Genomic DNA, 19,654 nt, shown 5'->3' with positions numbered 1-19,654 from the left:
ATTACAAAGAAGGATATTTATTTATTTAGAAGAATATAGAATTTATAATGACAATGGAACTGCCAATATTTATTGTCAATTGGGGGTATTATATGAAACTAAGCTTTTTAGGTGGAGCGGAAATGGTAACAGGATCATGTCATCTATTGGAAACAAAAGAACATAAAATATTGATTGATTGTGGAATGTTTCAGGGCGATTCTGATTCTGGGGATCTTAATAGAAACCAATTTGATTTTGACCCGGCTGAAATTGATTTTCTTTTATTAACTCATGCACACATAGATCACAGTGGAAGAATACCTTTATTAGTGAAAAGAGGGTTTAAAGGAAAAATAATAACAACAAAAGCTACATCAGAGTTATGCTCAATAATGCTGCCAGATAGTGGCTATATACAAGAAATGGAAGTTGAGTGGATAAACAGAAAAAGACTACGTGCAGGGAAGCCGTTAATAGAACCGCTTTATACTATCGATGATGCTGAGAAGTCGCTTAAGTATTTTGAACCCATAAACTATGATGATATCGTAAAAATAACTGATGAAATAGAAGTCAGATATAAAGATGCAGGACATATATTAGGTTCAGCAATAATTGAAATATGGGTAAGAGAAGATAATGATAGGATTAAAATTGTTTTTTCAGGTGATTTAGGAAATAAAGATATTCCAATAATGAAAGATCCATCATATATTGATGAAGCTGATTATTTAATTTTGGAGACAACTTATGGCAACAAATTGCATAATACCATGGAGAATACTTTATTGTTTCTACTGGATATCATAACACATACAGTAGAAAACGGAGGAAATATTGTCATACCTTCCTTTGCCGTTGGACGCACACAAGAGATTTTATATATGCTGAATATGTTGAAGGAAAGTAAGTTTTCCAAAATAAAGGATATACCAGTATTTGTAGATAGCCCATTAGCAATTAATGCTACTAATATATTTAATAATAATCAGGATCTGTTTGATGATGAAACAAAAGAACTAATAAAAATGGGAGACCATCCTTTTGAGTTTCCAAACCTTATTTTTACTAAGACTGCAGAAGAATCAAAAGCAATTAATTTTCATGAAGGAAGCAGCATAATAGTATCTGCTAGTGGAATGTGTGATGCAGGACGAATTAAACATCACCTCAAACATAATCTCTGGCGTGGTAATTCCTGCGTAGTATTTGTAGGATATCAAGCAAAGGGCACATTAGGCAGAAGAATTCTGGAAGGTGAAAAAAAGGTAAAGATTTTTGGCGAAGAAATATACGTCAACTGTAAAATATATAACTTAAACGGTTTGTCTGGCCATGCTGACCAAAAAGGTCTTCTTGACTGGGTTTCTGCTTTTAGAAAGAAACCAGCAAAAATATTCTTAGTACATGGAGAAGAAGATTCACTGAATGAGTTTTCTAATTTATTAGAGCACAATTTTGATTCCCAGATAGAAATAGCTCGCATAGGCGAAACTGTAGAAATAGAATCTAGAATAGACTCCAGAACAATTGCACCTGGAAAGTCAAATATAGTGGATAGTATAGATGTTAATCTATTAGATGAGATGAACATGATACTAGATACACTAAAATTAGCAGTACTAAATAATGATAGTTCCATCGATAATGATAAGGCTTTTATTTTGGCAAAAAAAATGGAGAATATCCGCTCGGAGCTTGAATATATAAATAATATTATAAGTAATAGATAATTTTTTGGTACCCTTTTTAATATTATTAGATCATTTGAGAAAAATAAAATTAGAAAATATTTTTTGAAGGTGATCTTATGCTTAATAATTTTAAAAATGAAGAGCTGGTAAAGGTACAGGGGAAGCTTTTTCCTGTAGTAGGTGGAAGATTAAGACTCGCTCATGAGGATAATTCGAATCTTAGTATAGAAACGAAGGTCATATCATATGATGGGGAAGTAGCTATAATTCAGGCTATGGTAAAAACAGAAAAAGGATGCTTTAATGGCTTGGGTAATGCTTCTGTTAAAAGAGATAGAGTATTGTCAAATGCTATTCTTGAATTAGCCGAAACAAGAGCTATAGCAAGAGCTTTAAGGTTTGCTGGATATGGAGTAGAATATACAGGTTATGAAGAAGTAGAAAACCAAAATCAAAAAATTGATAATGAGTCTGCAACAAAAAATCAGCTTTTAGATATATTTTCTTTCGCTAAAGATATTAATATGTCAAATGAAGATTTGAAAGAGATAATAGTAAAAACAACTGGCAAAGAGTACACTAAGGATTTAACAAAAAAGGAAGCAAAGACTATACTGAACATACTTACTAAAATTAAAAATAGGGGTGATGATAATTTAGTTATGTAAATCTTCTCATTATTTAGGATTAGTTTTATGTTGTGTGAATAAAAATTCTATAGTATAATTAACTAAACAATACGGCAAAACCCTTGAAAATTCCGGCATAGATAGACATATTGATAGTTTGTGCAAATATTTGAACATCGGTTATGCTTTATTATTATTAAATTATATCCATGTTTGATTGATGCTTTAGTTTTAAATAAGCTTCCTATAATATGGAAGCTTATTTAAATAAATATATTATTAATAGGTGGTGAATATATGATAAAAATGACATCAGAAATGTTTTTACAGCATTTGGCTAATGGTATTTCCCTTGGTAGCCTTTATGCTCTTATTGCAATTGGTTATACAATGGTTTACGGAATTTTAAGATTAATAAATTTTGCTCATGGCGATATTTTTATGATGGCTACCTATTTTGCTTTTTTTGGGGTATTTTTTGGACTACCTTGGTATGTATCTTTTCCAATTACCATTATTCTTACAATTATATTAGGTATGACTGTTGAACTAGCAGCATACAGGAGCTTAAGAGATGCACCGAAAATCTCTATAATGATATCAGCTATCGGTGCATCATTTCTGATTGAAAATCTTGCAATAGTTATTTTTGGTGGAAGGCCTAAGGCTTTTCCTACTGAGGAATTGTTTACTAAAGTAGTGCATATAGGTAATGTTTCTGTTCAAAGACTAACTTTTATAATTCCTGTAGTGACAGCTATATTGCTAATAATACTACTATACCTAATCAATAAGACAAAAACTGGAATGGCTATGAGAGCCGTCTCTAAAGACCACGAAACAGCAAGACTTATGGGTGTTAATATTGATAGAACTATTTCAATTACATTCGGAATAGGTTCTGCATTGGCTGCCATAGGGGGTGTAATGTGGGGGTTAAAATTCCCGCAAATACAGCCATTAATGGGAGTTATGCCAGGTTTAAAATGTTTTATAGCAGCTGTAATTGGAGGAATCGGAAATACTACTGGAGCAGTTATCGGTGGATTTTTTCTCGGAGTCAGTGAGATTATGCTTGTAGCTTTGTTGCCTGGCTTAACCGGATACAGGGACGCTTTCGCATTTATTATTCTTATAATGGTACTCCTGTTTAAACCAACAGGTATAATGGGAGAAAAAATATCAGAGAAGGTGTAGTTTATGAAGAAAAGAGATTATTATCTTACTGTCATATCATTAATTTTGCTTGTGATATTCTTATACTTTGCTGACAGATATATGGATGCTTATATAGTTAGGATACTTAATCTTTGCGCAATATATACAGTATTAGGGCTAAGTATGAATCTTATCAATGGATTCACTGGACTTTTTTCATTAGGTCATGCTGGCTTTATGGCAATAGGGGCTTATACCACTGCTATATTGACCCTTTCTGTAAATGCAAAGGCTCAGAATTTCTTTTTAGAACCAATAGCTGCACCTTTGGCCAATGTTGTATTACCTTTTTTCCCTTCACTTCTTCTTGCAGGTATTCTAGCAGCACTTGCTGGTTTCTTAATAGGTGCTCCTGCGCTTAGGCTTAAAGGTGATTATTTGGCTATAGCTACTTTAGGTTTTGCGGAAATTATAAGAGTAATATTTACTAATACGCAAAATATAACTAACGGAGCTTTAGGCTTAAAGGGTATACCCGCATATACAAATCTATGGTGGAGCTATGGAATAGCCGCCTTTACTGTACTTTTTATGGTTTTGCTTATAAATAGCAGCTACGGTAGGGCATTTAAAGCTATTAGAGAAGATGAAATAGCTGCTGAAAGTATGGGAATTAATTTATTCAAGCATAAAGTAATGTCTTTTACCATAGGAGCTTTTTTTGCTGGAATAGGTGGAGGTCTTCTAGGCAACCTATTAGGAACTATTGACCCAGCCATGTTTAAATTTACATTGACATTTAATATATTACTTATTATTGTATTAGGTGGTATGGGTAGTATTACAGGTACAGTAATATCGGCTTTTGTAGTTACTATTTCTCAAGAAGCATTGCGATTCCTGGACCAGCCTATGGACTTAGGTTTCATTGTTATTCCTGGAGTGGCAGGCATGAGAATGGTTGTATTCTCAATATTGCTTATGCTGGTTGTACTTTTTTATAGACATGGTCTTATGGGTACCAACGAGTTTAGTTGGGACAGATTAATAAATATCTTATCATTCAAAAAACCTCTATTAAAAGGAGGTAAGAAATAATGGAAATGCTGAAAACTGATGGTATAACTATGCAATTTGGTGGCTTGACTGCTGTTAAAGATTTTAATTTAGTGTTAAATAAAGGTGAAATAGTAGCATTAATTGGTCCTAATGGTGCGGGAAAAACGACTGCCTTTAATATGATTACAGGAGTATACATTCCAACAAAGGGAAAGATATATTATAAGGGTAAAGATATAACTCAAATGGCTCCTCATAATATTACTAAACTTGGTATAGCCAGAACCTTTCAGAATATAAGATTATTTAAAGATTTAAGTGTATTAGATAATGTTTTAATTGCTAATCATCTGCACATTAAATCTAATTTATTTGAAGCTTTATTAAGACTACCGAAGTATAAGAATGAAGATAAAAAAATGTTGAAAAAGTCTTTAGATTTGCTGGAAATAGTCGGCTTACTTGATGTAAAAAATGAAAAATCAAGTTCTTTACCATATGGTATGCAGCGAAGGCTTGAAATAGCAAGGGCTCTAGCTACAAATCCTGAAGTACTTCTACTTGATGAGCCTGCTGCAGGTATGAATCCTAAGGAGACTGAAGACCTAACAAAGTTTATTAAGCAAATTAGAGATGACTTTGATTTAACAATTTTTATGATTGAACATCATATGCAGGTAGTAATGGGAATATCAGAAAGAATATATGTGTTTGATTATGGAATTACCATCGCTCATGGCAATCCTAATGAAATACAAAACAATCAAAGAGTCATTGAAGCATATTTGGGGGTGGATGACAATGCTTAAAATAGATAATTTAGTAGTTGCCTACGGTGGTATAGAAGCGTTAAAAGGTATTAGCCTTGAAGTCGAGGAAGGAAAAATAGTTACTTTAGTTGGTGCAAATGGAGCCGGCAAAAGTACAACCCTTAGAAGTATAACAGGTCTAGTAAAGCCTAAAAGTGGCAGTATAACTTACAACGGTGTGAATCTACTTAGTATGAAAACTCAAGATATTGTAAAACTAGGAATAACACTTGTTCCTGAGGGAAGAAGAATATTTCCAAATCTAACTGTGCTTGAGAACCTGAAATTAGGTGCTTATTTTAGAAAAGATGTGGACACTATTAAAAAAGATTTAGATTGGGTTTATAGCCTTTTCCCAATCCTTAAAGAAAGGAACTGGCAGATGGCCGGTACTTTATCAGGGGGAGAACAGCAAATGCTGGCAGTCGGAAGGGCATTGATGTCAAAGCCTAAATTGTTAATGATGGATGAACCATCTCTAGGATTGGCACCATTAATAGTAAAAGAAATATTCAATATTATAAAAGAAATCCATAATCAAGGTGTTACTATATTATTGATTGAACAGAATGCTAATGCAGCACTGCATATTGCTGATATAGGATATGTAATTGAGACAGGTATAATTAAACTTAAAGGAGAAGGTAAAGAACTTTTAAACAATGATGAAGTAAGAAAGGCTTATCTTGGTGAAAATGTTTCTAATTAAATAGAGGTAGATAATAAATGGCAAAGACAAAAGACATTCATATTCAACCAGAAGAACTGGCAAAGCAAAATGAAATTATTCAAAGAATATATCAAAACAATGAAACAGAGTACAATAGAACAGGCAGAGTAAAATACGCTCGAGTCATAACATACGGATGTCAACAAAACAATTCTGATTCAGAAAGATTAAAAGGAATGCTTAAGGCTATGGGCTATAAGCAAACCGAAGATAACAAAGAAGCAGATGTTATTTTGTTTAATACTTGCTGCGTCCGAGAAAATGCTGAGCTAAAATTATATGGAAATATTGGAGCGTTAAAGAATCTAAAAAAGGACAAACCTGAACTTATAATAGGAGTATGTGGCTGTATGATGCAACAAAAGCATGCTGTTGATATGATAAAGAAAAAATATAAGCATGTGGACTTAATTTTCGGAACTCATAATATTTATAAGTTTCCCGAAATATTTGAAAGGGCATTGCATGAGAAATATACTCTTATTGATGTTCTGGATTCTGATGGTGTTATTGTAGAGAATCTGCCTGTTGAAAGAGACGAAAAACATAAAGCATGGATTACTATTATGTATGGATGCAACAATTTCTGCTCTTACTGCATAGTTCCTTATGTGAGAGGCAGAGAGCGAAGTCGCAATCCTGAAGACATAATTGAGGAAATAAGCAGATTAGCCCAGGATGGTTGTAAAGAGGTAACCCTATTGGGACAAAATGTTAACTCCTATGGAAAAGATTTAGCAATTGATTTTGATTTTGCCGATCTTTTATATAAAGTTAATGAGGTAGATGGGATTGAGAGGATAAGATTTATGACTTCTCATCCCAAGGATATTTCTGATAAATTAATCCTGGCTATGAAAGAGTGTTCTAAAGTTTGCGAACATCTGCACCTTCCTTTTCAGGCAGGTAGTAATAAAATCTTAAAAGCAATGAACCGGGTATATACAAAAGAAGAATATCTTGAGAAAGTGGATAAAGTAAAAAAAGCTATACCCGGAATAGCTTTAACAACAGATATAATTGTTGGTTTTCCAGGTGAGACTGTAGAGGACTTTGAAGAAACTTTAGATATAGTAAGAAAAGTTAGATTCGATCAAGCTTTTACATTTATATATTCAAAACGAGAAGGTACACCTGCAGCTAAAATGGAAAATCAAATAGAGGATAAAGATAAGCATAAGAACTTTGATAGGCTAATTGAGATTCAAAATGAAATATCCAGAGATATAAATGAAAGCTATAGGGGAAAAATCTATGAAGTGCTAGTAGATGGCCCTAGTAAAACCAATGAAGATATATTAACCGGCAGAACTCGCACTGGCAAGATAGTCAATTTCAAAGGTGATGATGTAAGAATAGGAGATTTAGTCCATGTTAAAATAACTGATGTCCATTCATGGTCTTTAAATGGAGAAATGATAAATAACAAAAGTAACCAGAGTTAATCTCTGGTTTTTTTATATTGATATTTTTGTTATAATTGTAATAACGAGAAAGAGGTGAGGATATGTCCCAGTTGACACCAATGATGAAGCAATACATGGAGATAAAAGAACAACATAAGGATAAAATAGTTTTCTTTAGGTTAGGAGATTTCTATGAAATGTTTTTTGATGATGCAATAATTGCATCTAAAGTTTTAGAAATTACATTAACCGGAAGAGATTGCGGTATGGAAGAAAGAGCTCCTATGTGCGGCATACCTTATCATGCTGCCGATACATATATTAGCAAGTTGATTGAAAACAATTACAAAATTGCCATTTGTGAACAAGTTGAAGACCCTGCTTTAGCAAAAGGAATAGTAAAGAGGGAAGTTATCAGAATAATAACCCCTGGGACAATCACAAGCAGTGTTATGCTTGATGAGAAGATAAATAATTATTTAATGTCCGTTTATTTATCAAATAGCTATATTGGATTGTCCTATATTGATTTGTCTACAGGTGATTTCTCTTCAACTGCTATAGATAGTAGCCAATGGAATATCGCTATGGATGAAATAAACAGAGTAAATCCTTCTGAGATATTATTAAATACAGACAATAAAAATCTTGAAAGTAATAATAAAGCTATAACAATATTGGAAAAAAAATATTATGATTTGTCTGAATGTAGTGAGAGAATAAAAATTCAATTTAAAGTAGAATCTTTGGAAGGCCTAGGACTCAGTGAAGAAACATCAGTAAGGTCTGTAGGCTCTCTTTTGTTGTATTTGGATGAAACTCAGAAAAATTCCTTATCCAATATAAACAAAATAAAAGTATATAATGTTTCAAATTATATGATTCTGGATAATAATACTAGAAGAAACCTTGAATTATGTGAGACCATAAGGGACAGGAGCAAAAAAGGATCTTTGCTTTCAGTTTTAGATAAGACAAATACATCTATGGGGGCAAGGATGTTGAGACAGTGGATAGAAAAACCACTTCTATCTGTAGAAGATATTAATAACAGATTAGATGCTGTAGAAGAATTATATAGTGATTTTTTATTAAGAGAAGAACTGAAAGAGTATTTAAATTCAATATATGATCTAGAAAGATTAGGTAGCAGGATTGCACTAGGATCTGCAAATGCTAAAGACTTGATTTCTTTTAAGAACTCTTTGATAAATCTTCCTCATATTAAAAATGTTATTTCAAATTTTAATAGCCTTTTGCTTAATAAACTATATAGAGAATTTGATGAACTGGAAGATTTATATGATATAATTGATAAATCAATAAATGAAGAAGCGCCCTACAGCCTTAAAGAAGGTAACATTATAAAGGATAATTTCAACGAAGAAATTGATAAATATAGAATGGCATCTAAGAATGGCAAGCAATGGATCATTGAATTAGAACAAAAAGAAAAGCATAGAACCGGTATAAAGTCTTTAAAAATAGGATATAATAAAGTTTTTGGCTACTATATTGAAGTAACAAAATCTAATATAGATAGTATTCCGGAGAATTATATAAGGAAACAAACTTTATCAAATGCAGAAAGATATATTACGCCTGAATTAAAAGAATTAGAAGAGCAAGTTTTGCATGCGGATGAAAGGCTCATTGAACTCGAATATAATACTTTTTTGACCATAAGACAGGAAATTGCAAAACATATAGGAAGAATACAGGACACCGCTTACAGACTGGCAACCCTTGATTGCTTGTGTTCATTTGCTGAAGTATCACAGAGAAACAAGTATGTTAAACCAATAATAGGACATTTTGATGATATTGAGATTAAAGATGGGAGACATCCAGTGGTAGAATCAGAAAACATTAAGAACGGTTTTGTCCCTAATGATACATTATTGGATTGCAGAGATAATAGATTATTGATAATAACAGGTCCAAATATGGCAGGTAAATCTACATATATGAGACAGATTGCTCTTATTGTACTTATGGCTCAGATTGGATGCTTTGTCCCTGCAAGCTATGCTAAAATTGGCATTGCGGACAGAATATTTACCCGTGTAGGAGCCTCTGATGATCTTGCTTCCGGTCAAAGCACATTCATGGTTGAAATGACTGAACTTGCTAATATAATAAATAGTGCCACTGACAAAAGCTTGGTTATTTTAGATGAGATCGGAAGGGGTACTAGCACCTTTGATGGTCTTAGTATAGCTTGGGCAAGCGTTGAATATATATCCGATAAAGCTAAATTGGGATGTAAAACACTATTTGCTACTCACTATCATGAGTTAACCGAGCTTGAAGACAAACTGTCCGGTGTGAAAAACTATTATATAGCTGTAGAAGAAAAAGGTAGGGATATTATCTTTCTCAGAAAAATAAGGAGAGGAAGCATTAGCGGCAGCTATGGTATCCATGTGGCAAGGCTGGCTGGTGTTCCAGAAGAAATATTAGAAAGAGCTTATGAAATATTAGATATTCTTGATAGTTCAGATAAAAATAATAAGATCACTACAACTGAAAAGCAAAAAAACAAAAAAGATAAGCAAGAGGCATATAACCTTTTTAATTATGTTATCTATGAATTAGCAGAAGAGATTAAAAATATTGATATAAACAATATTACACCTATTCAAGCTCTTAATAAAATAAGTATGCTAAAGGACAAAGTTAAATCATATTACGATTAATGTATAAGCAATGGAGGATTCTATGGGTAGAATAGTTCGCTTAGACGAAGATACTATAAATAAAATAGCCGCGGGGGAAGTTATAGACAGGCCTGCATCGGTAGTAAAAGAATTAGTTGAGAATTCTATCGATGCAAAGGCTACCTCTATTACTATAGATATAAAAGACGGAGGTAAATCTCTTATTTCTGTTATGGATAACGGACATGGGATCTTGAGAGATGACCTTCCTTATTTGTTTGAAAGGCATGCTACAAGTAAAATTAAAACCATTGAAGACTTATTGAGAGTTAGAACTCTAGGCTTCAGAGGAGAAGCAATGTCAAGTATTGTAGCTGTATCAGATGTTGAACTGGAAAGTCAATCTGACAATGATATACTTGGCAGCAGAGTTATTATAAAATCAGGCAAGATATTTGATAGTAAAGAAATAAGCACATCGACAGGTACAATTGTTAAAGTTAAAAATATATTCTATAATACACCGGCACGCTTAAAATTCTTGAAAAGTGATAGAACAGAATTGAACTATATCACTGATACAGTAGAAAAAATAGCACTATCAAATACTCATATTTCAATAAAGTATGTAGTAGATGATAAGGTCATATTCCATACACCTGGTAATGGCGATCTTCTTTCTGTGATACATTGCCTATTTGGAGCAAAAACCGCTAAAATGATGCTTCCAGTAAGCTTCGCTAACGAGCTTCTTTCAATAGAAGGATTTACTTCAAAACCGGAGCTTTCAAAGGGTAATTCTACATATATTATTTTTTCTGTAAATAACAGAATAGTAAAAAACAATATATTGAAGGAAGCTGTTAAAGCTGCATACAAAACTCTTTTAATGAATAATAGGTATCCTGTTTCTATACTGAATGTAAATATTGATCCTGAAAGGATAGATGTAAATGTCCATCCAACTAAGGCTGAAATTAAATTCTCTGACAGCAGGAGTATTTTTAATTTAATCTATTATGCTATAAATCAAGTACTGAATAAAAGTGATATACAGTATACTGAAAGTTTTAAAGATGATGATAAACCTGTAATGAAAGAAACTTTATTTGAAAACACTAACTTTACCAGCAAAAATGTCTACAACCCAACTAAAAATGATTTTTCATTTAACAAATGGAATAACAACAGTTACAAAAATGAGACTGTTTATGAAGGTGTTAAAGATAGTAAGCCTGATGAGATTATCACTAAAGTAGAGAATTCAATAATAAATTTTCATAATGGTCATATAGCCGGACAATTGTTCAATACTTATATCATATATGAGACTGGTGATAGCTTCATGATCATTGATCAGCACGCTGCTCATGAAAGGGTGTTATACGAAGAATTGATGGAAAAGGCAAAGCATAGAAATATAGAGCAGCAACCCTTATTGATGCCGATTATAATTGAGCTCACTCCTAAAGAAAGGAACATGATAGAAGAGTATAAGGATGTACTGATCAATTTAGGTTATGAGTTTGATTTTTTCGGAGAAAATTCTATTGCCATTCGGCAAGTACCAATAATAAGAGGCGAACCAGCTTCTGGTTATATGATATCAGAACTATTGGATACCATCGACAGCCAAAAAGGAGATCTGCCTTCGATTTATGAAAGAGCCATAACTCAAATTGCTTGCAAAAGTGCTGTCAAAGCTGGAAATAATCTGACAGATAAAGAAATAGAAGAGCTTATTAGTAGGTTATTTAGTGCAAAATTGCCTTTTACATGTCCTCATGGACGTCCTACTATAATAACTATGGATAAAACTGAACTAGAAAAAAAATTTAAAAGGATAATATAAGGTGATGAGTTTGAAGCAGAAATTATGCATAATCGCTGGACCTACAGCTGTTGGAAAAACGAATATTTCTATATTGGTTGCTCAAAAATTATGTGGTGAGATAATATCTGCTGATTCAGCACAAGTTTATAAATATATGGATATTGGTACCGCAAAAATAACAAATGATGAAATGAAAGGCATTAAGCACTATATGATTAATGAAGTTTTTCCTGATGAGAACTTTAGCGCTGCAATATTTAAAGAAAAAGCAGAAAGGTATATTGAAGACATAAGTTTAAGGGGGAAGCTGCCTATAATTGTAGGTGGAACAGGTCTTTATATTAATTCATTATTAAACAATCTAGAATTTACCGATTCCATTATTGATATAGATTTCCGCAATGAAATGAGGCAACTTGCCTCTGAAAAGGGTAATGAATATATACACCAGATGTTAAAAAATGTTGATGAATACTCCTATGCAAAACTCCATCCCAATGATTTAAAGAGAGTCATTAGAGCCCTTGAGGTATATAGACATACAGGAAAACCTATATCATATTTCCAAATGCTGTCAAAGCAGCAACCCTGCAGATATGAATATGCCTATATATGCCTTAGCATGAATAGAAGCAGACTATATGATAGAATAGAAATAAGAGTTGATAATATGATAAAAAATGGCTTGATTGAAGAAGTTAAAAAACTAATAGAGTTGGGTTATAAAAAAGAACATACGGCTCTACAGGCATTAGGTTATAAAGAAATAATAGATTATTTACAAGGAAATTATAGCCTAGAGGAAGCAATAGAAACTCTTAAAAAGAATACAAGACATTATGCTAAAAGGCAGCTTACTTGGTTTAGAAATGACGAAAGAACCTTTTGGATAAATGCAGATAATTATTTTAGTTTAAGCGCCATGGCGGAAAATATAATAAGATATGCAGCAGGAAAAATTAGTTTAATATAGAATAAATATGAGTTATTATTATAATAATATATATGTCAAAGGAAAAATTTTCTTTTTACATATAGTTTTGTGAGAAAATAATATATTTTTGGAGGGGTTAATATGAACAGAGTATCAATAAACTTACAGGATGTTTTTTTAAACCAGGTTAGAAAGGAGCATACTCCTATTATTATTTATCTAGTTAACGGCTTTCAATTGAAAGGAGTAGTTAGAGGATTTGATAATTACACAATAATACTAGATGGAGATGGAAAACAACAGTTAGTATATAAGCATGCAGTATCAACTTTAATACCCCAAAGGCCCGTAAACTTTACTTTTTCTGATAAAAACACTGAAAATAGTAATAAACAAGTGTAAGGTGGAAAAATGCATAATAAAACAAAAGAATATTTACAAAACACCCTCGGACTTAATAGTAAAATAATAACACTGGCCGAGGAATGTGAAAAAGATATAAAAGATCAATTTTATATTATTGAAGAAGTTAGGGAATATAATCAATACAAAGTATTAAAGAGCATGCAAAACAACAGATTGAGCGATATACATTTCAATTATTCTACTGGATATGGTTATGGAGATATTGGAAGAGATACATTAGATAAAGTTTATTCTGATATTTTTCATAGTGAAGATGCACTGGTAAGACCCAATATAGTATCAGGTACTCACGCTTTATCACTTTGTCTATTCGGTATACTAAGACCAGGAGATGAATTGCTTGCTATTACAGGAAAACCTTATGATACATTAGATAATATTATAGGTATTGATAATAACTGTCAAGGTTCACTGAGGGACTTTAATATCACATATAAACAGGTAGATTTATTAGAAGATGGTAGTTTCGACTTTGACAGTATAAAGAATTCAATTAATGAAAAGACAAGGTTAGTATTGATTCAGAGATCTACTGGTTATTCATGGAGAAAATCATTGAGTCTAAAGGAAATTGAAGAAGGCATTAAATTTATTAAGAGTATAAATTCAGAAGTATGCTGCATGGTTGATAACTGCTATGGTGAGTTCATGGACTTCTATGAGCCTACAGAAAAAGGTGCAGATATAATGGCTGGATCCTTGATAAAGAATCCTGGAGGTAGTATAGCACCTACAGGTGGCTATGTTGCTGGTAAAAGCAAGTATGTGGAAATGGCTGCAGATAGATTAGTAGCTCCCGGTATTGGAAAAGAAACAGGAGCCACTTTAGGAATAACTCGACTACTATTTCAAGGTTTATTTCTAGCACCTCATATTGTCTCAGAGGCAGTAAAAGGAGCAGTATTCTGCTCTAGAATATTTTCAAAGCTTGGTTATGAAGTTAACCCAAGTTTTGATGCCTCTAGAAGTGATATAATTCAAGCTGTTAAATTTAAAAATGAAGAAGCATTAATAGCATTTTGCAGGGGTATACAATTGGGATCACCGGTTGACTCCTTTGTATCTCCCGAGCCTTGGGACATGCCAGGGTACAATGACAAAGTAATAATGGCTGCTGGAGCTTTTGTTCAAGGATCTTCAATAGAATTAAGTGCAGACGCACCTATAAGACCTCCTTATATAGCATATTTACAAGGTGGAATAACATACGATCACGCAAAAATAGGAATTCTTTATGCCATTCAAGAAATGTTGGAAGAAAAACTTATAACTATATAATTTAAAATTAATAATTCATAAAAAAGTATAAATATCACTTAACTTTTCGTAATGAATTTGAATAAAAGCTTCCTTGGTTATAAAATGTTTCCAATGGGAGCTTTTCTTATTTACAACATTTTTTTTTGGTGGTATAATAAAAAAATTAAATTACGGGAGGTGCTTTTATAGGTGAATTGTCTGTCCAAAGTATTAAAAGAGGAACTGTTATTTGTAGTTAAGCCATATGAACAAAGTAGAAATGAACTTGTTCAATTGATAAAAAGCCACCCTGAGATTAAATTCATATCTTTGATGGGTATTGATTTATCGGGTAATGATACAGATGTAAAAATCCCTATTACAAATTTCTTAAACAATGTTGATGAATTCTTGAGTGGAGGCGTTCAAACTGATGGTTCCAGCGTTGTTCTACCTGGAATTGCTACACTTAGTAACGGAAAGGTAGACATTGTAGCAGATTTAGACTCTAACTGGTTTGTAGATTATAATTTTGAACATATCGATAGTGCTATAGATAAACCTGTAGGCACATTACGAATACCATCATTTTTATACCACAACGAAAAGGCAGTTGATTCAAGATCTGTTCTTAAAAGAGCTATCAGCTCATTCTGCAATTCTTTGCTACAATTAATAAAAAACAATCCAACTTTACTAGAAGGTACAAGCATAAAATTAGAGCAAATAGATAAAATAGTGCTTACATCAGCTACTGAATTAGAATTTTGGGTGAAAACTCCTAATGATGATGCAGATGTGGAAGCATTATCAGCATCCCAGGTTCTACAGGAGCAATATTGGAAAAGAACAAAGGGTTCTGTCAGGACAGCTATGGAACAGTCTTTATTACTGATGGATAGATATGAGCTATCTCCGGAAATGGGACATAAAGAAGTTGGAGGAGTCAAGGCTAAATTAGATGACTCTGGAAACTTGACTCATATAATGGAACAGCTTGAAATAGATTGGAAATACTCATCATCGCTTCAAGCTGCTGACAATGATCTTCTTGTTAGGACGATTATAAAAGAAGTGTTCAGGAAAAACAGTTTGGAAGTAACTTTTCAAGCCAAACCTATTGAGGGAGTAGCGGGCAATGGTAAGCATGTGCACATTGGAGTTGCTGCAAAACTAAAAGATGGATCCACAGTTAATCTGTTCTCTCCAGAAGATATGAGGTACAGCTTTTTAAATAAAATTGGTTATGGAGCTCTTATGGGCTTACTTCACAACTATGAAGTTATTAATCCGCTTATATCACCTACTATAGATTCATTAAACAGATTAAAGCCAGGCTTTGAAGCACCTGTTTGTATAGTAGCTTCTTTAGGACATAATATAAATATTCCTTCAAGGAACAGAACAGTTTTGATTGGACTCATTAGAGACATGGCAAACCCACTTGCTACAAGATTTGAAATTAGATCACCTAACCCTATGACTAATTCATATCTGACTATAGCAGCAGCATATCAGGCTATGCTTGACGGAATTGTGGCTGTGGCAGGGGCAAATATTTCAATAGATGAACTTCATAATAATTTGATTAAGCCTAAAGGCCAAGAAAAGTTCTATCTAGACAGAAATAGAGAATATGTCAGCGAAAAAAATATATATGATGAATATTCAGTTGAAGAGAGAGAAGAGCTTTTCGGTATTCATCCGTCAACGGTATACGAAAACATGATTAGCTTTAGTAAATATCCCGAAAAAACAAAAGTGCTCTTAAATAATAATGTCATGACCGAACCAATAATAAATAGCTTCGTTTCAGCTTCTTATACAAGATGGATAACAGAACTACTAAACAGATATATACCAGAAAGCATTGAACTTGTGAGGAATTGCAAACAAATTCACAATATAAATGAAGCTACGGATATGGATATTTGTCATTGGAATAAAATAAACAATTTAAGACATTACTTAGTAAAAGATACAATGAATGAAAAATCTCTTATCAGCAGAATAAAAGTGGCGGCAATAAATAAAGATGTTGAAGAGCTATCACACTTACAAATACTATTGAATAGAAAAATAACAGAACTTAAAGATGAATATAGTGCATACAGGAAAAATCTTATAGATATAGGATAATTGATGGGTTATATGTATTTAAATAAAATAGAGGCTAAGCCTCTATTTTATTTTTCTTAAAACTCCCGTTACTTTTCCTATTATAGACAAATTTTTGGTTATAATCGGTTCATAAATAGGATTTTCTGGTTGCAATCTGAAATGATCCTTTTCTTTATAGAATCTTTTTACTGTGGCTTCATCGTCTATAAGTGCAACTACTATGTCTCCGTTATTAGCATGGGGTTGCTTCAATACTATTACATAATCTCCATCTAAAATACCTGCATTTATCATACTGTCACCTTTTACTACCAGGATGAAAGATATATCATTGCCTACAAAATCCACAGGTATGGGAAATGTATCTTCAATATTTTCTTGAGCTAATATTGGCTGCCCTGCAGTTACCTTACCAACTATAGGCAAATCAACCATTTCTTTTTTAGGAAAAAGGTAACTGTTAGAATCCAATACCTCTATAGCTCTTGGTTTGGTAGCATCACGCCTGATGAAGCCCTTTTTTTCAAGCCTCTCTAAATGGCCATGAACAGTTGATGTAGATCTAAGGTTAACCGCCTCACATATTTCTCTAACTGAGGGAGGATAACCCTTAGTAGCTAATTCTTTTTTTATAAAATCCAACACTTCGATCTGCTTTCTGCTTAGACCATCTATATTCATAACTATTCACAACCTTTATATAGTATATATAAGTTAATTTCCTCATTATTTCGTTTCCTAATTCGATTATAGCAAAATATAATAAAAAAATCAAACAAATGTTCGTAAATATATTGACATCGTACATATGTTCGGTTATTCTATATATAGAACATATGTTCTTTTAGGGAGGGTTTAAAATGTATAATAAACAGCATAAGAAATATAGGATTATTAACAAGTTTAGATTTTATCTATTTGTAACATCTTTATTGATATTTATGTTTATAGTTTTTTACAGCTTTAAAGCTGATGCAGAAGGGTTATCTAAAGTAGAAGTAGAGGCTGTATACATAGAAACAGGCGACACATTATGGTCTATATCCGAAAAATTTGCAGGCAATAAAATGGATATAAGAAAGCACGTAGATAAAATAATAGAATATAATAACCTGAAATCATCGACTATAAAACCAGGACAACTTATTTATGTTCCAGTTTATAATCAGTAGCTGATTTATCAATATATATGGATCGTTTATATAACAAGTAAACTTCTTATATATGTCATTAGAAGAGAGTGTAATATAAGTTTACTGTATGTTGATTCTGTGATATATTAATTAATATACATGGTGCTGGATAAACTAATTTTAAATGAGGGAAGTGTTTTAACTGTCTGCCATAAATAAAGAATGTGTGTTATATGATAGATACTGCATAGAATGCGGAGAATGCAACTTATGCGATTTGGATAACAGCAAGATATGCGACAATTGTTGCAAATGCATAGAAGAAGATGCAGATTATATAGGAATCGATATAGATGATATAATAATGGAAGAAGAACAGGACGAATCTGTAGAAGAAGATATAGAGGATTTAATTAGTAATTGGAAATACGATAAACCCTATAGTGTAGATTTGAACAGGAGAAAGAGATAGAAGAGTTAATTTACATAAGAATTCTTATGTAAATTAACTCTTCTATTGATGTTCTTTAGATAATGGATTTGATCTCATGGCTTGTCTTAGTCTCTCATCATCTATATGGGTGTATATTTGAGTAGTAGCCACACTTTCATGACCAAGTATCTGCTGTAATGCTCTAATGTCTACATTGCCATATTTGTACATAAGGGTAGCAGCAGTATGTCTAAGCTTATGTGTTGAGTATTTATTTTCATCCAATCCAGCTTTTTTAATTGTTTTCTTTACAATCTCTTGAACCATCCTGGTACTAATTCTCTCTTTAAATCTACTTATAAATAAAGCTTTCTTATCCTTTTCCTTGACTTCTTCGGTAACCCTTATCTTCAAATAATCTTTAAGAGCATTTATACAAGCATCATTCAGATAAACCGTGCGTTCTTTATTGCCTTTACCTATAACCCTAAGTGTATCTCCATTTATATTGTCCAGATCAATGTTAACTAGCTCAGATAATCTTAATCCGCAATTAAGAAATAGCATTATAATAGCATAATCTCTTTCCTTATATTTACCATCAACAGCATTTAAAAGAGCTTTGCTTTCATCTAATGATAAATAAATTGGTTGGCGACTGTTAATCTTTGGAGGTTCAAGCTCTAAAGCCGGATTATTATCGATTACTTTCGCCTTAGTATGCAAATATTTAAAAAAAGACCTTAAACACGCCACTTTTCTGGCACGGGCATAGTTTAGATTATTTCTTTCATTGGCTGCATAGGAGATAAAAGAATAGAGGTCGTTTAAGCCAATTGTCCTTACAAAATAATCATCAATATCACTTATGGTAATATCTTGCAAATCTGTTTCTTCAGGCACAATGTTTCTTCTGATTTTCATATACTTAAAGAATAGGGTTAAGTCATAGTTATAACCTTGAATAGTTTTCTTAGATTTTCCGCGGATTGTTTCCATGTATTCTAAAAAGTCCTTTACAATATATGGAATATTCTCCATCTTCCCACCTCTCTTTTTTGTTCAATTGCGCGAAATGTGTATTTAGTGCAATTATATTATTCTACATAAAGAGAGGGTTTTCCTGCTTCTTACTAAAGATTTTTAATTTATATTATTAATGCAATCGATTAATCGATTAAATGAATTTTTGAATCAAAATTATTTGAATGGCTAATTTATTTAAAGCATCATAACCCCAATTCTAATTTTTAATAAAATATTTTATTGCAAAGATTTCAATATAATTGATATAACTTCAATTAACTGCTATGTCAATAACTTTTGAAAATGTCACCCTAAAATAGAGTTAATTATCGCTTGAAAATGTCACTTTTATAGGAGAAAAAATTTTAAGAAACCCGATTG

The 19,654-nt window shown here is 32.3% G+C and carries 17 protein-coding genes; 15 read left to right on the top strand and 2 right to left on the bottom strand.

Annotated elements, in window-relative coordinates:
* The first annotated feature begins 92 nt into the window (after positions 1-92).
* The 13 genes from ACESM9_RS06270 to ACESM9_RS06210 all read left to right on the top strand — a co-directional run bounded on the left by ACESM9_RS06270 (position 93) and on the right by ACESM9_RS06210 (position 16,699).
* On the top strand, positions 93-1,715 hold the full coding sequence (locus tag ACESM9_RS06270) for an MBL fold metallo-hydrolase RNA specificity domain-containing protein (RefSeq protein WP_372996397.1): 1,623 nt from the start codon (positions 93-95) through the stop codon (positions 1,713-1,715).
* Between the two features lie 77 nt (positions 1,716-1,792).
* Positions 1,793-2,344, top strand: coding sequence for a hypothetical protein (locus tag ACESM9_RS06265; protein ID WP_372996395.1), 552 nt, complete (start codon positions 1,793-1,795; stop codon positions 2,342-2,344).
* A gap of 267 nt (positions 2,345-2,611) precedes the next feature.
* Positions 2,612-3,502 carry a branched-chain amino acid ABC transporter permease gene (locus ACESM9_RS06260; protein WP_372996416.1) on the top strand — a complete coding sequence of 297 codons (891 nt, stop codon included), beginning with the start codon at positions 2,612-2,614 and terminating at the stop codon, positions 3,500-3,502.
* A gap of 3 nt (positions 3,503-3,505) precedes the next feature.
* On the top strand, positions 3,506-4,561 hold the full coding sequence (locus ACESM9_RS06255) for a branched-chain amino acid ABC transporter permease (RefSeq protein WP_372996393.1): 1,056 nt from the start codon (positions 3,506-3,508) through the stop codon (positions 4,559-4,561).
* Positions 4,561-5,331 (top strand): ABC transporter ATP-binding protein, encoded by a 771-nt coding sequence (locus ACESM9_RS06250; protein WP_372996391.1) that lies wholly within the window; start codon positions 4,561-4,563, stop codon positions 5,329-5,331. The genes ACESM9_RS06255 and ACESM9_RS06250 overlap by 1 nt, the downstream gene beginning before the upstream one ends.
* Entirely contained in the window at positions 5,324-6,040 is a 717-nt protein-coding gene (locus tag ACESM9_RS06245; protein WP_372996389.1) for an ABC transporter ATP-binding protein, read from the top strand. The genes ACESM9_RS06250 and ACESM9_RS06245 overlap by 8 nt, the downstream gene beginning before the upstream one ends.
* A 17-nt stretch (positions 6,041-6,057) precedes the next feature.
* The gene (gene miaB, locus ACESM9_RS06240; protein ID WP_372996387.1) at positions 6,058-7,506 is read left to right on the top strand and encodes a tRNA (N6-isopentenyl adenosine(37)-C2)-methylthiotransferase MiaB; all 1,449 of its coding nucleotides are present in this window, start codon (positions 6,058-6,060) and stop codon (positions 7,504-7,506) included.
* A gap of 62 nt (positions 7,507-7,568) precedes the next feature.
* A complete protein-coding gene (gene mutS / locus ACESM9_RS06235) occupies positions 7,569-10,166 on the top strand; it encodes a DNA mismatch repair protein MutS (protein ID WP_372996385.1) in 2,598 nt (865 codons plus the stop codon).
* A 22-nt stretch (positions 10,167-10,188) separates the two neighbouring features.
* On the top strand, positions 10,189-11,979 hold the full coding sequence (mutL, locus tag ACESM9_RS06230; protein ID WP_372996383.1) for a DNA mismatch repair endonuclease MutL: 1,791 nt from the start codon (positions 10,189-10,191) through the stop codon (positions 11,977-11,979).
* A 4-nt stretch (positions 11,980-11,983) separates the two neighbouring features.
* Positions 11,984-12,934 (top strand): tRNA (adenosine(37)-N6)-dimethylallyltransferase MiaA, encoded by a 951-nt coding sequence (gene miaA, locus ACESM9_RS06225; protein WP_372996415.1) that lies wholly within the window; start codon positions 11,984-11,986, stop codon positions 12,932-12,934.
* Between the two features lie 102 nt (positions 12,935-13,036).
* On the top strand, positions 13,037-13,297 hold the full coding sequence (gene hfq, locus ACESM9_RS06220) for an RNA chaperone Hfq (RefSeq protein ID WP_372996381.1): 261 nt from the start codon (positions 13,037-13,039) through the stop codon (positions 13,295-13,297).
* 9 nt (positions 13,298-13,306) lie between these two features.
* Entirely contained in the window at positions 13,307-14,599 is a 1,293-nt protein-coding gene (locus tag ACESM9_RS06215) for an aminotransferase class I/II-fold pyridoxal phosphate-dependent enzyme (protein WP_372996379.1), read from the top strand.
* Positions 14,600-14,770: 171 nt separating this feature from the next.
* The gene (locus ACESM9_RS06210; protein WP_372996377.1) at positions 14,771-16,699 is read left to right on the top strand and encodes a glutamine synthetase; all 1,929 of its coding nucleotides are present in this window, start codon (positions 14,771-14,773) and stop codon (positions 16,697-16,699) included.
* 42 nt (positions 16,700-16,741) lie between these two features.
* Here ACESM9_RS06210 and lexA read toward each other — a convergent pair whose 3' ends face one another.
* On the bottom strand, positions 16,742-17,362 hold the full coding sequence (lexA, locus tag ACESM9_RS06205) for a transcriptional repressor LexA (protein ID WP_372996375.1): 621 nt from the start codon (positions 17,360-17,362) through the stop codon (positions 16,742-16,744).
* A gap of 179 nt (positions 17,363-17,541) precedes the next feature.
* On the opposite strand from lexA, the gene ACESM9_RS06200 reads away from it, so the two are divergent.
* Both ACESM9_RS06200 and ACESM9_RS06195 read left to right on the top strand, forming a co-directional pair.
* Positions 17,542-17,853: a LysM peptidoglycan-binding domain-containing protein gene (locus ACESM9_RS06200; RefSeq protein ID WP_372996373.1), complete on the top strand. Its 312-nt coding sequence runs from the start codon at positions 17,542-17,544 to the stop codon at positions 17,851-17,853.
* Between the two features lie 187 nt (positions 17,854-18,040).
* On the top strand, positions 18,041-18,286 hold the full coding sequence (locus ACESM9_RS06195; RefSeq protein WP_372996371.1) for a hypothetical protein: 246 nt from the start codon (positions 18,041-18,043) through the stop codon (positions 18,284-18,286).
* 42 nt (positions 18,287-18,328) lie between these two features.
* Here ACESM9_RS06195 and ACESM9_RS06190 read toward each other — a convergent pair whose 3' ends face one another.
* On the bottom strand, positions 18,329-19,288 hold the full coding sequence (locus tag ACESM9_RS06190; RefSeq protein ID WP_372996369.1) for a tyrosine recombinase XerC: 960 nt from the start codon (positions 19,286-19,288) through the stop codon (positions 18,329-18,331).
* Positions 19,289-19,654 lie beyond the last annotated feature (366 nt).

The organism is Lutispora sp., from assembly GCF_041687175.1.
Taxonomy (GTDB): Bacteria; Bacillota; Clostridia; order Lutisporales; family Lutisporaceae; genus Lutispora.
Note: the sequence above shows the minus strand (reverse complement) of the source record. Positions and strands in the feature narration are given on the sequence as shown.